The organism is Arachidicoccus sp. (assembly GCF_050436765.1).
In the GTDB taxonomy this organism is placed as follows: domain Bacteria; phylum Bacteroidota; class Bacteroidia; order Chitinophagales; family Chitinophagaceae; genus Arachidicoccus.
Genome location: NZ_JBNQGD010000410.1, coordinates 1 through 16,662, shown reverse-complemented (window position 1 = coordinate 16,662; position 16,662 = coordinate 1). Strand labels below are relative to the sequence as shown.

Annotated in this window: 9 protein-coding genes; all 9 read right to left on the bottom strand. The window is 38.9% G+C overall.

The genetic code is table 11. The features are described from left to right. The coding region (locus ACQR30_RS16995; RefSeq protein ID WP_429736971.1) for a glycoside hydrolase family 97 catalytic domain-containing protein at nt 1–1,687 on the bottom strand (1,687 nt) is incomplete at its 3' end. A gap of 39 nt (nt 1,688–1,726) precedes the next feature. Further along, nucleotides 1,727–3,292 carry a glycoside hydrolase family 43 protein gene (locus tag ACQR30_RS16990; RefSeq protein WP_429736970.1) on the bottom strand — a complete coding sequence of 522 codons (1,566 nt, stop codon included), beginning with the start codon at nt 3,290–3,292 and terminating at the stop codon, nt 1,727–1,729. 57 nt (nt 3,293–3,349) lie between these two features. Continuing rightward, nucleotides 3,350–5,728, bottom strand: a complete 2,379-nt coding sequence (locus ACQR30_RS16985; protein WP_429736969.1) for a beta-L-arabinofuranosidase domain-containing protein — start codon at nt 5,726–5,728, stop codon at nt 3,350–3,352. A gap of 140 nt (nt 5,729–5,868) precedes the next feature. Continuing rightward, on the bottom strand, nt 5,869–7,443 hold the full coding sequence (locus tag ACQR30_RS16980) for a glycoside hydrolase family 43 protein (protein ID WP_429736968.1): 1,575 nt from the start codon (nt 7,441–7,443) through the stop codon (nt 5,869–5,871). Nucleotides 7,444–7,636: 193 nt separating this feature from the next. Further along, the gene (locus ACQR30_RS16975; protein ID WP_429736966.1) at nt 7,637–10,252 is read right to left on the bottom strand and encodes a TIM-barrel domain-containing protein; all 2,616 of its coding nucleotides are present in this window, start codon (nt 10,250–10,252) and stop codon (nt 7,637–7,639) included. A gap of 56 nt (nt 10,253–10,308) precedes the next feature. After that, entirely contained in the window at nt 10,309–12,252 is a 1,944-nt protein-coding gene (locus ACQR30_RS16970) for a glycoside hydrolase family 97 catalytic domain-containing protein (protein ID WP_429736965.1), read from the bottom strand. Between the two features lie 321 nt (nt 12,253–12,573). Beyond that, nucleotides 12,574–13,956, bottom strand: a complete 1,383-nt coding sequence (locus tag ACQR30_RS16965) for a glycoside hydrolase family 43 protein (protein ID WP_429736964.1) — start codon at nt 13,954–13,956, stop codon at nt 12,574–12,576. 110 nt (nt 13,957–14,066) lie between these two features. Beyond that, a complete protein-coding gene (locus ACQR30_RS16960; RefSeq protein ID WP_429736963.1) occupies nt 14,067–15,029 on the bottom strand; it encodes a glycoside hydrolase family 43 protein in 963 nt (320 codons plus the stop codon). A 112-nt stretch (nt 15,030–15,141) separates the two neighbouring features. Further along, the coding region (locus ACQR30_RS16955) for a TIM-barrel domain-containing protein (protein ID WP_429736961.1) at nt 15,142–16,662 on the bottom strand (1,521 nt) is incomplete at its 5' end.

Here is a 16,662-nt window from a genome sequence, read left to right as displayed (position 1 = left end):
AGAACTTTACATCGTCCCAGTTGTTGGGTAGCTTTCTAAGAAATCCTTTTATATACTGCGGTACATGGGCCATGCCCTGAGGACTTTCTGCGTAATGCTGAATACCCGATAGAAAAACAACAGAAGTTGCCAATTCAAAAGCGGAGCTTGTCGCTCTTTTGATATGTGGGACTTCATATAGATTCATGGGTGTAAAATCCATTGGGTCAAAAACATTGCGTACCATCGAACACATAATCATATGTTGTGGGGCTAAGTCAGCATCGTTCTGATTAAAAGTGATCATTTCGTAACCATAGACTGCTTCTGTGGTCATTAAATTTGGATAAGTTCGTTGCCAGCCTCGCGGAAGTGTCGCGCCGTGAAAGTTTACCAATAGATGATAAGTAGCTGCATCCTCTAAAATATCCTGATAATAGTTGATCATTGACTGGCCATCGCCACCAAAGAAATCGACTTTTATGCCTTTAATGCCCATCGAATGCAAAAGCGAAAATTCCTTTACACGACTTGCATGGGTGAGCAATTTATTTCTTGGTGTATATGCCACCGTGTTCCAGTCACCAGCCGAGTTATACCAGAGCAGTAACCCCACTCCTTTTTTCTGTGCATAATTTGATAAAATTCTTACTGAATCGTAACCAATTTTTTGATCCCAATCCGCATCGATAAGACAATATTGCCAATGCATAGTGGCCGCAAAATCTATATACTCTTTTTGCACCTTAAAGACGGTGGAGTCATCTTTTTTCAATATCCAACTCCAAGAAGCTTTACCAGGCTTAATAAAAGAAGCATCCATTTTTTTTGCAGGAAAAGCAAGGTCTGTACCCAAAGTAGATTCCATTATGGTCTTAAGATTTCCTAAGGCAATTATTCTCCACGGTGTATTCCAGGGCAATGTCGATTCAGGATCCAGAGCACCATTTCCAATTTTTTCCGGAGCTTCCGGGAAATTAATTTTATATTCTCCATTACTACAATATTGCTGAAGTGCGGTACCACAATAGGTCCGTCCAAGGGCGGCCTCAGTAATCAACACCCAAACATTATCGTATTTAAACAGGGCCGGATATACCCAACCATTAGGGCCGGGCGAAGGGGTACCTACCGGAATGTCCATCTTGTAATGCGCTTCATAGGAAGGGTTGGAATGACCAAACCCTGACTGCGCTTCCGTTTTAGGCTGCAGCCAGGCCTTTGTAGATGGATAAAAATGAAAGCTAGTCGCTTCGGCTGTAATACGTTTTATAGCGGATGATTTTTCCGGAAATGTGTATCGAAATGCAACCCCATCGTTGGAAACCTGAAATATTATATTCATTTTTTTACCTGATGGGATTTGGGTTTCTATTACGCTTCTGTTTGCCGTATAAACCATATTTTTTTTCTTCGCGTTGAGCATAGTATAATTATCCTTTACTAATACGGGCTTTGTCACGTTGATTACTTTCAAGTCTTTTGAAAAATCAGCATCTGCCCTTATTATTCCCAATTTTGAGTCGTGAAGGATTAATTGTCCTTTATAAGAAATATTGTAACTGGCTTGCTCCGGAAAACAAGTGACTTCAATATTTTTATCCGGGCTAGTGATACGATAGGAGCCGCTTTGTGCATGACACACAAGTATCTGTCCAACAAGCAGGGTCGTTAAGAACATGAATTTTACCATTTCTTTCAATTTCATTTTAATCAATATTTAATTTTTGTTTCCATTTTGTAAGATTTATTTCACCCTAAACCAATCTATATCGACGATCCCGCCTGTAGATTTTGTAGGATAGTTAAATAGACAAAACTTATTTCCCGTAAATATTTTTAAACTAAACTGCATATGCAGCTCATTACCCAAATGTTTAAAGTTTTTATTGTCGGTACTATATGCAAAACTTGCTTTATTCGTTTTACTAGACATGGTGGCACGTAGATATACAAGCGACTCACTTATTTTTATTGAATCAATCGTTTCTCCATTGTTAATCATTGCTATATATTTTTGTCCACTAACTTGCTTCACTGCGATGTACGCATAAGGCATTTGGAAAACGGCTAACCCTGCGATATCACCTTCTTTCATCTTTGAAACATCCATTTTTATAGTAGCAACTGTTGGGATATTTTGATCATAATGAGCAAAAGGACGTTGTGTAAGGGTATTACGCGCCCAAGTAAAATCTGAAACAACATTTACGGTATGCAATCTTAGATAGCCAGGCCTTTGCGTAAGTGACCATTTGGTAGCATCCGGGTTATGATTCCAGCCCCACTGCATCCCTAAATAATTATGGTTAAATTCATCCGAAGTAGGCAAAGATTTTATAGGATAAGTTTTGCCTACATTAGGCTTTTTATAAGTAATCACGCCATGACCATTAACTCCAACCATTGGCCAGCCATCCACCCAAGTTACGGGTTGTAGAGATGGAAAACGGCCAAAGGCGCCTCTATCTACAAAAAGCATTGTCCACCACTGTCCGGTTTGCGTTTGTACCAACGCCCCTTGATGAATACCAAAATTTATTCCTTTGGAACTATCGCTTATTACTACTTTTTGCTCGTAGGGACCGTAAATATTTTTAGATCTTAAAGCCACCTGAATACCATCTCTTCCTCCATAAGTACTGTATAAATAATAATAGCCGTTAATTTTATAAACGTGTGTTCCTTCCAACCCACCACGGATATTTCCTGTAAAAACGAGTGAGTCCGGACCCACAGGAACCAGGCTGTCATTTACTTCCGTAATAGATATTTTACCATATCCCTGCGCCACATAGACTTTACCATCATCATCAAAGAAGAGTCCGGGATCATAAAACCCTTTCGGTAAGTGTGTAATTTTCCACGGTCCTTCTGCCTTACTAGCGGTACACATAAATCCCCCTTCATTTAAGGTAATAAACAATAAATAAAATTTACCATTATGATATTTAATACTGGTAGCCCACTGACCATGTCCATAGCGATTGCCGCCATCCAGATTGTAAGCCTTACCAAAATCAAATCTTGGAACTGCATTACTACAGTATTGCCAGCTGACCAAATCATGCGACTTTAGAATAGTAACGCCAGGAAAAATAAACATAGTAGTGTTGACCATATAATAACTATCTCCAACACGTATTACATCGGGATCAGGAAAATCTGATGGAATTACCGGATTGGTATAAGTACCGTCGCCATTATCGCTATGCAAGTTTTGAGCGAATAAACGCGGAGCAAAAGCAAGCAATAGCGCAAACAGAACGATTTTATATTTATGCATTACGTTTCTATGTTTTTTCTTCTTCATTTTATAATTCATCTTTAGACGATAGTTATATAGACAACCGTTAACATGGAAATACGCTTATTTATTTTTCAATAAACGTATATAATACACCGCTCCGGCGGTACTTCCAGGTAAGGATTGAAATTTGACAGTTATCTGTTTTCTGCCATTTAATTGATTATTCGCGATAGGATATATAATATTAAAAAAACGTGACTGATTCCATTTACCTGTGTTGTCAACCGTTATGAATTTCTTATCATCAATATAAATATCAAATTTTCTATTGCCCCACTCAGCACCCCAATAGCGCACCATCAACGATAAATTTGATTGCCCGTTGGTAGAAAGATCATAACTAAAATAACCTCCTTTAGACGCATCGCGCCAAAATTCATTTAAGTGATTGCCTTTGTTAGAATTTACTTTTTGTAAGTTATGATCCACTTCAGGTTGTTGTTCACCGGGTGCCACAAAATCAATAGTTCTCCTTTGCAAAGCCAATTTTTCAGTTTCCAATTTAGCAATCGAATCAAGGTAAGAATGATACTGAGATTTGGTTAGCGTTAGCCAATACATCATATACCGCGATTGTTGAATTTTATAAAAGGGTTCCAAAACGACATGAATCGGATTAATCAATTGTAAACTCCGTACGGTGTAATAAAGGGGCTTGTTTTTTATCGGAACCAAACTACTGGCGATCTCAGACATATTAGCTGCGATAATGATGGGTGCTTTATCTAAAGGCAACATCTTACCACTTGGAATATGCCCCCACCTGCTGTCATCAGCAATCATACCTTTCATATCTTCTGTGCCCGTCTTGGCGCCTAAAAGAATAGGACCGTGCATAATGGCAATATAATTGGGTACATTAGGTAAATGTTCAATGCTATTGTGCATAGGCAGTAAAACATCTACGACATCTCCTTTTTTCCAATTACGATTTATGCCGATATAGGATTCAGGTTCCGCACTATAAGAAACCGTTTTGCCGTTCACCTTTATTTGTAATTTACCTTTGGACACCCACTGTGGATAACGCACCATTAAGGTAAAATGGGCAGCTCCTTTTGTGATTATCAACTTTGTTTTTTCTTCGTAAGGAAAATTTGTTGTCTGTTGGACTTCAACGCCTTTTTCTTTCCAATTTAAATTTGACGCAATAAATAAATTTAGAAATAAAGAATCTCGCTGATGGGTATAAATAAACTCATTATACTTACTATGATCTTCCATACCGGATCCTACGCAACACCACATCGCCTCATTTGGCGCAGAATAAACCTTGTAGCTTCTTGGCCTTACCGGCGTAAAATACACATACCCCCCTGTAATGGGGTTTTGAATGGATAATATATGATTATACAATGTTCTTTCATAATAATCAGTATACTTTGCAAGTGAGTGCGCTCTAAATAAATCTTCTGTCAACTTAAGCATATTGTAGGAATTACAGGACTCGGGGCCCTCTACATCATTTATATAGTCCATACAAGAAGCGGCACTTGGAAAAAATTCTTTTCTGCTATTTCCCCCAAAAGCCAAAGAACGATTGCTAGTTACAGTTTGCCAGAAAAAGCGCGCAGCATCCACAAACTTTTTATTTTGTGTAAGTTCAGCAATTCGTTGAAAACCTACGACTTTTGGAATCTGTGTATTGGCATGTTTGTTATCGAGATTATCTATTCCCTTAGACATCGGATCTAAAATCATGTGATGCGAAAAACGTTCGGCGGCAATAATATATTTCTTTTCGCTAGTCATTTGATAAGCATCGGCAAACATTTCATCCATGCCACCTTGTTCTGTGTCCAACATCGACTGCATCTGTTGTTCCGATAATTTAGAGGTAATAAATATGCCCCAATCACAAAATTCTAGAAACATTTTTCTTGCTTCCTTATTGCCGGTATATAACCAAACATCGCGCAAGCCTGCATACATTTTATGTACATTGTACCATGGAACCCATGCGGAATGAAAAGCTTTAAAATCTCCCTTTTGGAATGTGGACCAAATTGCCGTACTGTTAGGAACACCCCCCACATAGCCCCTGCCCCAGGAAGAATGATTGCGTGTATTTGCATCCTGACAAGCCTCTAATTCTGCAATCATATAATTCATACGTGCTTTACATTCTGCATTATTTGTAGCAGCAACATTCATTGCCAGAGCAGATAAATAATGACCCCCAATATGTCCATCCAGACCTATCCAATTGGGATAACTGGAATCTTTAGGCGTTAATCCAGCTTCTTTTAAATAGGGGGCAAGTAACCGGTCAACTTTATATTGCAATAGAGTTTTAATATTTAAATCTCTGGCAGTTTTAAAAGGACTATTAAGCAATGTTACATCCTGTAACGGAAATTCGTTGGGATATAATCTTTGTTGCGCCTGAACATTCAATATGCTCGCAACAGATACCAAAATGGTTAACAAATATTTCATTCTAAGTTTTTATATTTTTTACTGGATACTTATTTTCATATTTTAATTAGTCGACAAATCCACTTCATTTTTTAAGTCATTGCAATAAAACACTATCTCAAACCGTATAATTAAAGACATCCTATTGATTTTTAAATTATTTATAAGCTTATTGTATTTAAAATGTGGAAATAATCAAAATCTACAAAGCCGCCCGTTTCTTTTGTGGCATAATTGAACAACGTAAACCTATAGCCTATAAATTGCGGAATAGTGTATAACATTTTAAGAGGCGTACCTATTGACAGCCACTTCTTTCCATCCAAACTATAGAAGAAACTCGCTGTATCTTTTTTATCTCTAAAGTCGCACTGCGCTTTAAAGAAAACTTTTGTTTGCGTTAGTGGAATATTCGCCACTTCTTCCGGTTTCCCTTTGCCTGCGTTAACCATTACAATTGACTTATTATTAGCATTAACCTTCACTTCTACCATTCCGTAATCTTTTTGTAGTAATGCCAGCCCTGCAATATCTCCATTCTTCATATGAGATACATCAACAGAGGTGATACCAGAACAAACAGGGCCTATAGTTCTTTGCGTTAAAGAATTTCTGGCTAGTAAAAATGAAGTATCAATTCTTCCTGTTTTTAAACGCAAGAAACCTTTTCGTTCAGTAACTGACCATAAATGATTATCAGGATTGTGATTCCATTGCCACACCAACGGTAAAGGTGCGTCGCCCTTTTTACGGGAAAACTCATCGGAGGCAACAATGCCCGGAATTAAACTTTTATTCGCAGGTAAATCGAGTTCATCAGGCACCTTACCATCTACGCCTAGTACCGGCCAACCATCTTCCCACTTTACAGGCACCAAATAAGGAACACGACCAACCGCACCATAATCACGGAACAAATAAGCATACCAAGTACCATCTTGCTTTTCAATTAAACCACCTTGTGCAACACCCTTATCTTGAAACCCTATTTTGCCCTCCCAAGGCCCCGTTATCTTATTGGCTCTATGTATTACAACCGTGCGCATACCACCGGGAGGCCAAGTAATATTAAACAAATAATACTTCCCTTTTATTTTATATAGTTGAGAACCTTCAGCCCCCAACCCGCCATGTCGTTGACTAGGCAAACTAGCATTTTCAATGACTACTTGTCGAATGCCCCCCTCTTTGGGTCCGGATAAATCGGCGTTCAGTTGAACTAAACTTAATTTACCACTGCCATAAAGTAGATAAACTTTTCCATCATCATCAAAAAACAGCGAATGATCATGGTACGCCGGGCCAAAACTCACCCTTTTCCAAGGACCCTTTTCAATATTTTTTGTACTATAGATATATGTCTTATTTGTAGTCTGCGAGAACGTAGTAACGTAATAAACGCCATTATGGTAGCGTAGGCTGCTTGCCCAAGAACCCCGACCATATGTGCTCTTACCATGAGTAAGGTTGAGTGCGTCTGTATTGGCCAATGTATCGTATGCATAGTTAATCAGTTTCCAATTAACCAAATCTTTGGACTGCATTATGGGTAAGCCTGGACTAAAGTGCATCGTCGTACTACTCATATAATAAGTATTTCCTACGCGTATCATAGACATATCAGGCACGTCCGCATAGATTATTGGATTATGCGCTTTATGCGTGTGTTGCGCTTTTATGCCCGTCGAAAAAAGTGCCAGCATCACCGCAACGATTCCTATAATATAATTTTTCATCACTAATATCATTTTAAACACATTCATTTAATTTAATTACTATAAATACGTTATTTCATTCTTTAAATCAGGAAATAATAACAAATCACCTCTTATTAAAAATCGAGCTCCACTCCTTTCATTGACACCTTTGTGATAACCTAGTATCCATTCCATTTATTACTTTTCTAATTAGAATAAGGAAAAGACTGTATCATAGCCTAATACGTATTTTCTCTCCATTATAATGCACGGTTTTAATCTGCTTCGCGACTGCATTTGCTTTTGCACCTTTATTTTTTGTATCCACCACAATATTGAATTTTCTATCAGTAAGCATTCCTGGAAATGAGCCTTTCCTATCACCAATAGTCAACGTACTGTTTTTATCATCCCATCTAAAAGTAATGGTGGTGTACATACCTTTCTCATAGTTGTAATTATCATCCTGGTCTTCATAAAAAACAAACTTCCCATCTGCTCCAGGGTAAATGCGCAATTCTAGATTATCCCATTTCTTTTCCTGGGCATATTGGACTTGCGGGCCAATAGGTAAAATAGTACCCGCTTTTACAAACAGTGGGATTTTGTCTTCCGGCGCCGCCGTTTTAACCATTTGTCCACCTGCGAATTGCATGCCTGTCCAGAAGTCATACCATTTGATTGATTTCGGCAAATAAACATTCCATTGTGTCATATCCGGTTTTGTAATGGGAGCCACCAAAAAGGATGGACCAAACATATATTCATAAGATTGTCCTATTGCAGCAGGGTCGTCTTTAAAATCCATTACAAGTGGTCGCATTATTGTAGAGCCTTTACTGGAAACCTGCCACGCTTCAGAATAAATATAAGGCAATAAGCTATAGCGCAGGTTCAACATGCTACGCATATTTGTCTCGACAGTGTCTCCAAATTTCCAAGGCTCCGTTTCTGATTGGTAACCATGAATGCGAAATATTGAATTGAATGTACCCCACTGAAACCACCTGGTGAGTAAATCATGATATTTTTTGTCTTTATATTGTCTCGGTCCCGGTCGAAAGAATCCGCCAATATCCGTTGTCCAATAAGGCATGCCGGTTAATGAATAATTTAACCCTGCTACAATTTGCCGTTTATAACTATCCCAAGTACCTCCGATATCACCCGACCAATTTATAGTTCCGTAACGTTGTTGCCCTGCAAAGGCAGAACGGGTAAGAATCGTTACACGTTTATCAGGGTTTGTCTTGCGTTGGCCATCATAAACTGCCTTGCTTACAAAAAGCGGGTAAGTAAGCCGATAAAAATTTCCTAAACCAAAATAAGTCTGTTTACCAACTAGTGCATCGTTCTCTGGTTCTGTAGCATCCATCCACCAGGAGTCAACACCTTTGCTAAACAGATTTGTATTCAACGCATTCCAGTGTGTCTTTCTTGCTTCGGGATTATAAATATCTATCCAAGGACTATTGGGTATGTAAAGGTCTTTTGCTACATAGGGTTTGGCTACTTCAGATTTCTTATCAAGGTTTTCCCAAACAGACACCGAAAGATGCGCATTTAAATCATGCAGTTGCTTAATGAATTTCTTTGGATCCGGATAGTTCGTTTCATCAAATTTCGGAACACCCCAGCCGTATTTACCCCAATATTGCCAGTCTTGAACGATCACGTCCATTGGAAGTTTCTTTTTACGAAATTCTTCGACTGTTTGAACAAGTTGCTTGCTGGAAGTATAACGTTCACGACATTGCCAAAAACCATAAGCCCACAAAGGAAGCATAGGTACATTGCCTGAAAGATTTCGATAACTAGTAATAACATCATCGGCATCTTTCCCATAGAATACCACATAATCAAGTGATTTTGCATTTGGCGAACGAAATGTTGTTTCGTTACCTGTTAGCTTCCAAGATAATTCAGGTGTATTTGATGCTTTACAAACTACCTGCACGGAGTGTTCACCGGCTTTAAGATTTACAATTTTCCCCACTGCAGGCGGAAGCCAGAGACTTGATTGGTCAATAACAGCTTCACCGTCAATTATCAACAAGTGACGGTTTTCCATACCACCTAAGTCCAGCATGAAAGAATAGGCTCCATCTTTATTAACAGTAAATTTGCCTGTATATAAAGATTGTCTTTGCGATACTTTTTGGGTCCCGGCCGTAGTCGTTACTTCCATATCTTCTTTTCCGCCACCAACAGTATCCTTTTTTGTAAGTAATATTTTATTATCGGCAGGATTAAACATTGTGAGCCCATACTGATGCCACAATAGGCCATATCCCCTGCTGGAATAAAGAAATGGAATGGCGATTTGCGTATTAACCTGTATCAATTTACGCGGCAAGTTTCTCAAATTGTATTGCCCATCCTGGAACTGACCTAATCCAAACAAAAATTCATCAGGCGGTGAATCAAAACTTTGTTCTGCGACAAAACAAGGCTTACCCAAAACAGAATCAGGTGTTAATTTCCTACTTCCGGCTATTTCCCTGAGGAAAATTTTTCCGGTATTGTCCGCATAATCAATTGCGCCCGTTTTCTTATTGAAAAGTACCGTTATCTTTCTGGTACTAAGTTTCAATTTTGAACTGGTTTCGCCGAACTTAAATAATGGAACCGGAAGTTTGTTGATGAGAATAAATTCACGATTTTCTTTGATGTGATTCTTCTCCCATTGTATCCTAATGGCATTATCCGAAAGTGGAATAATATTCAATACACCTTCAGAAAGTTGAATAGAGAGCCGATCTTCCTGCAAGTGGTGGCTTTGATAAACTTGTCCGAACGTTATCGTATGGATAAGGATGGTAAATAAAAGAAAAATACTTGATTTCATTGTAGATTAATTCTTATCTGTTGGTTTGAAAAGGTCTTTTGATTTTCCCGATGCTTTCAATCAAAAGGCTCCAATGACATAACAAAACCACCGTGCCGCAGTAACTTAACTTCCACGGAACTTGATTTGTCTACAACCATATACTTCGTTAAAAAATCTTTATCATTATTGCCATCCGCTATTAGCGTTAGCTTATACTTAACGCCATCGGGTAAAAAGTCAAACTTTACGGTATCATTCATTTCCCGACGCTGATAGGCACTTATGCCGCCAACATACCAATTGTTTCCTTTTCTGCGGGCGATGACTACGTCTTTACCAGGATAACCATCAAGCAGCTTAGTATCATCCCAAGCATTCGGCACTTCTTTTAAAAATGTTTTTGCCGCATCAGGTAACTGATCATATCCCTCGGGGCGATCTGCGAAGTGCTGTATGCCAGATTCGAATAATACGCTTAGCGCTAATTCATGTCCGTAGGAAGTAATATGAGGGTATTGGGAATTAGTAAAAGTGACTGGGGTATAATCCATCGGCCCTACCACATTCCTTGTGAACGGCAATATCGTGTTGTGCTCAGGGGCAGTCATAGTAAAATCAGGTCCGTTATTATACCATTCTGCTCCTCTTACGGCTTCCATTGTCATCAGGTTCGGATAAGTTCTGGACCAGCCTCTCGGCACAATACAACCATGGAAATAAACCATCATTTGAAAATCTGCCGCATCTTTTAAGATATCGAGATAATACTTAATCATATTCTGCTTCTCACTTTCGAAAAAATCGATCTTGACGCCCACGATACCCAATTTCTTTAACTTGGTAAACTCTGCAACACGGTTTTCGTGCGTAAGCATCCGATCTCTCGGCGTTGAACTAACCCAGTTATGTGGCCCGCCGGAATTATACCATATCAATGGCTTTACGCCTTTAGACAAAATATATTTAACCGCATCTTCCATGTTGCCACCATTGCCCATAGAATCCCATTCCCAATCCAATAAAGTATAAGGCCAATTCATCCGTGCTGCCAAATCTGCAAACGCGCACACGATTTTATAGTCTTTTGTTCCGTGATTACTAGACCAGTAATTCCATGATGCAATCCCCGGTTTAATCCAGCTTGTATTTTTTATAACGGAAGGGGTAGAGACATCTTCCACCAAAGTGGATGCTACTATATTTGCAAGACTTCCCATAATAATTACTCGCCAGGGCGATTTCCATGGAAGTGTTATTGTTGGCTGTGAGGCACCCAATCCCCTACCATCTTTTGGATCGGGAAAAGTCAGTTTATATTTGGTGGTATCAATTGCATTGCTCAATTTAGTTCCGCAATACGATTCGTTTAAATCTGCTTCATGTAGCAAAAACCAACAGGATTTGTCGCCTGTATTAAAAAGGGCAGGGTAAGACCAATCTTGATGCAATATCTTATCACCACTCATCTCTATATATAGCCCTTCATTGGCAGGATTCCATTTTTCCATCCATCGGGTAGTTTCCCTAGGTATGGTATAAGCAGTTAATTCATCTTTTATTACAAATGTCCCTTCTTTTTCAGGAAATTCATAGCGAAAAGCGATACCATCGTTATAAACCCTGATAATAATATTTAATTTTGCTCCAGAGGGATTTTCAAAGGACACGACCACTTCGTTTGCAGCGTTGGTACAGATAGATTTTTTGCCGTGTAAAACAGTATATCGTTCATTCATTAAAACTGGCTTACCGGCTTTCAGAAATTTCAGCTCTTTTGAAAAGTCCTGATCACTTCTTGTCAATCCCAAATCTATTTTAGGAATAGCAACAGTTTTTTTACCATTATCCTGATATACAGCATTGAGATACCATTTACCTGAACTAGTAGATTGGTCAGCAAACAAGGACACCGAAATTTTTTGATTAGGCGATTGCACTGTCAATTTTTGAGACAATCCCGTAATTGCATTCAAAAAAATAAATAGTATTGATACAATAGTCAATTTCATTTTGAGCATTATCATGAGTTTGTGCATTTTAACAGGTACTGCTTATATTTTTATTATTGATTCTCATTAATGGAAAAATAATTACCGTAACGTTAAAAACCTTCGCGACGGAATCGGTTGTGAATTTTGTTTAGATTATTGGATTAAGCTAATGATCCTGCCTAAACCCTTCTTGTTTTTTTATAATTCATTTTTTTATTTTGTCTTCGTTTAGGGTGCTCATTATGATTGATTTTGGTTCACAAAACAAAAATCTTTCTTAATTATATTTCTAACTTCTTTATGTTCATCATATTCTCTACGCTACATTTTTTATACTTAAATAAAAAATTATTTAGCTCCTTGATTAAATTTCCACCAGTCAAAATTGAATAGATCCTTATTCCCTTTGAATACAAGGAATAAGTCATGAACTCCCTTGATATTTTTGACCGGTGTCGTAATTGTTCTCCAAGAATCTTCTTCACCAGAAGCTTTAACCTCAACCACACCCAATAATGGACCGTCGATCCTGTCGGTATGAATGTCAATCTTTCCTCCATGCAAGGCAGCAACATTCACTTGTACGCTGGATGCGCCCTTTGAAAAATTCGCGCCCTGAACTTTGATATAATCTCCATTATTAATGGATGTAACAAATACCTGATCAGCTTCTTTTTTTTGATACGCCGTGTTTTTTTCTGTTTTAACACCTTCACTAAAAGCTATTGTTTCCGCTTCAACCCTATTGTAAGGGTCTAGCGTGCCGATCTGCTTCACACCTGGGTCTGTCCACCATGGTAATTCAGGAATGGTGCCGTCGGCATTATAGGTGAACTCTTCGACACAAACCGAGCGTCGTTCGTGGTGTTTACTGGTTAAACGATAATTCAATTCATAATTAAATCCAAATACGTAAGAGTGTCCTTTGTAATCAATGATACCTGGATGATTGCCGGAAGATTTGGGAGTCGGGGCCATTACATATCCTTTATATACCCAAGGACCAGTTGGGCTATCACTCATTGCGTAACCAATGCCTTCAGGGCAGCAGGTAGAAGCATAGGCTAAATAATAGTGTTGTTTTCGTTTATAAAACCAAGGGCCTTCCTGATAATTTTGCGGCTTCGAAGACAGTTTATTAACCGCTCCCGAATAGGAAATCATGTCACCATTAAGCTTAACAAAATACAAATCTGGGTTGCCCCAGTAGAGATAGGCTTGACCATCACTATCAATAAACACCGTAGGATCTATATTATTCCAAATAGGTTCCGTATCAATCAATCCTTTACCCAACGGGTCCCTAAAAGGTCCATAGGGGCTATCAGACACTAATACTCCGATCCCTTTGCCGTGTAAGGGGCAATAAAGATAGAATTTGCCATTTCTTTCAATACACTGAGGAGCCCAAGCACCATTTTCCTGTGGTCCCCATTTAAAGTCCTTCAATGAGGCTATGGCACCATGGTCTGTCCAATTCACCATATCGGTGGAAGTAAAACATCTCCAATCTCTCATGCGAAAACCTCCACTTCCTTCTGGTGCACTTGCTTCATCATGTGAAGTATACAGAAATACTGTATCATGATATACCATTGGCGCCGGATCTGCTGTAAATATTGTCTGTATAATGGGGTTTTGCCCCTTGCTTTCAAAGAATGCCATCGAGAAAAACAAAACAAAACTTAATATCCTTATTATTCCTTTCTTTGGTAATGTTATTAATTCCATTTATCGTTTTATTTTAAAAATTTAATGCGATTTTAATAAAGTTGAATCATTACTGAGGCAATATGTCACTGTTCATCCTACTCTCTTTTCAACTTTGTTTAATTAATAAATTATTTTACAGCTGCTACGCCCTGTTTCGTTTGTACAATTTTTTGAATAGTCCCATCTTCATTGTAATGCATATAATCGACACAAACGGATCGACGATAACTGCCACCGGTTGGCAAGTCGCCATTATGGTAAAAGAAATAAGTTTCGCCCTTATAATCAATCACCCCGGTATGCGTGGTAAAACTATTGGAAACATTTCCTTCTATAATCCCACGGTATGTCCATGGCCCCCGAATGTTTCTCGCCGTACAGTATTCAATCATTTCAGGTTTTGTGCCTGCCCCTGAATACAAAAGATAATACAGATCCTTTCTCTTGTACACCCAAGGACCTTCTATATAATGTTTTGGTTTAAAAGTGGTGATTGGTCCGTCTTCTTCCACCATATTTTCCTTTAGCTTAATCCATTTACAACTACCATTACCCCAGAAGAGATAGGCTTGACCATCATCATCGACGAATACAGTAGGGTCGATATCGTCCCAGCCGTATTTCATATCAGTCGTCATCTCATTTGTTATCAAAGCTTTGCCTATTGCATCTTTAAAAGGCCCCGTAGGACGATCCGAAACGGCTACCCCAATTGCTGCGCCCCCATTACTTATACTATCTTTTTTATGAAATGTCGCCACGTACCAATAGAATTTGCCGTTTCTTTCGATACACTGAGAGGCATACGCATCTCCGGTGGCCCAAGAAAAAGTATGTGGGGACAAAACCGCACCATAATCTTTCCAATTTACCATGTCGGTAGAGGAAAATACATGCCAGTCAGGCATTTTATAATTTGTCGCCGTTACTGAGGCTGTGTCGTGCCCGGTATATAAGAAAACAGTGTCATGATAAACTATTGGTGCTGGGTCGGTCGAAAATATACCTCTAATGATTGGATTTTGTGCCTGCAGGCTTACACTGAACAATGTAAAAATAAGCGCAAAAAAGATGTTTTTTTTAATAAGCATTATTACTATTTAAAATTTATTTAAAGGATCTATTATGATAGACCAATGAAAAACAAAAATGAATCGATCTCTGAAAAATCATTTAGAAGCATCAAAACGTGGTTCAATTGCACTATAATTTAGTGGTTACTTTTGCTCCCCTATAATCAATCACTCTATCGGGTTCTATTACTGCATTCAGCCCTGTAGCCTCATTTTTTTTAACAACCACAATCCTGAATTTCCGCTCAGCAAGCATTCCCGGAAAAGAACCCTCTCTGTTACTGATCGTCAAACTTTTATTTTTATCATCCCAATTAAAATTGATGGTAGAAAACATACCTTTTTCGTAATCGTAATTATCGTCCTCATCTTCATATAGTACAAACTTTCCATCCGCGCCCGGATAAATACGGATTTCCAGGTTATCCCATTTCTTTTCTTTGGCGTATTGTACCCTAGGGCCAATGGGGAGAATAGATCCGGCTTTTACATATAAAGGAATAACATCAAAGGGAGTATTCTTATTTATTTTTTTCCCTCCGGAAATTCTTTCACCCGTCCAGAAGTCATACCAATCAGTTCCAGCCGGCAGGTACAACTCTTTCGCTTTTACCTGGCTGAAGTCGTCTGTTACAAGCGTATTTCTACCTTCGCCGGTTTTTTTTATATACATTGGTTCTGTTACCGGACAGACAAGAAATGACTTTCCGAACATATATTCATCATTAATGTCGAGCGCATTTTTATCCTTTGGAAAATCCATCACCAAGGCACGCATCATGCTCGATTGGTTATGGGTCACACCCCAGGACGTGGAGTATATATAGGGCAACAACAGATAACGCAGATTGATGTATTTGTCGATGGCATCGTAATACCTGTCGCCTTTCTTGCCAAATTGGTAAATCTCACGTGGAGCATCGGTACCGTGAGAACGCATCATCGGTGTGAAGGTACCAAACTCCAACCAGCGTAAATATAATTCACGATATTCAGGATCATTTAATTTTTTAGGGAATTTGGTTAGGAAAAAACCCCCTATATCGCAGTTCCAATAAGGAATGGCTGTAAGTGAAAAATTCAATCCCGCAGAAATTTGGTCTCTTAAGGCTTTCCATGATGCTGTCACATCACCGGACCAGGTATTGGCGCCATATCGTTGCTGGCCAGCGAATGCTGAACGAGTAAGAATAAATACTCTTTTACTTGAATCAACACGTCTTTGATGTTGGTAAACGCCGCCGACAGTCATCAAAGGGAAGGCATTACGTACTCTCCTAAATGAGCCGAGGTATGTTTTCTCATCCAAGTCTGATGGCTTGAAGTCAAGATGGTCGGGTTCAGTGGAATCCATCCACCAAGCATCTATTCCTAAGAGCCAAAGACGCTTTAGATATCTCCAATATATGTCACGAGCCTTTGGATTGTAGGCATCATATACTCTTACGCCTGAGGGATAATCGGGGCGGGGCGGCCACAATTCAGAACCGGATAATGGCCAAGTTTTAAAATTCATCAGCGCGCCGATACTATCCAATGCGCGATACTGTTTTGTTTGGGGGCCAAAAGAACTCCAGATTGAAATGGCCATGTGAGCATGCATGTCATGAACCTCATCTACCATTTTTTGGGGATCTGGATACTCAACATT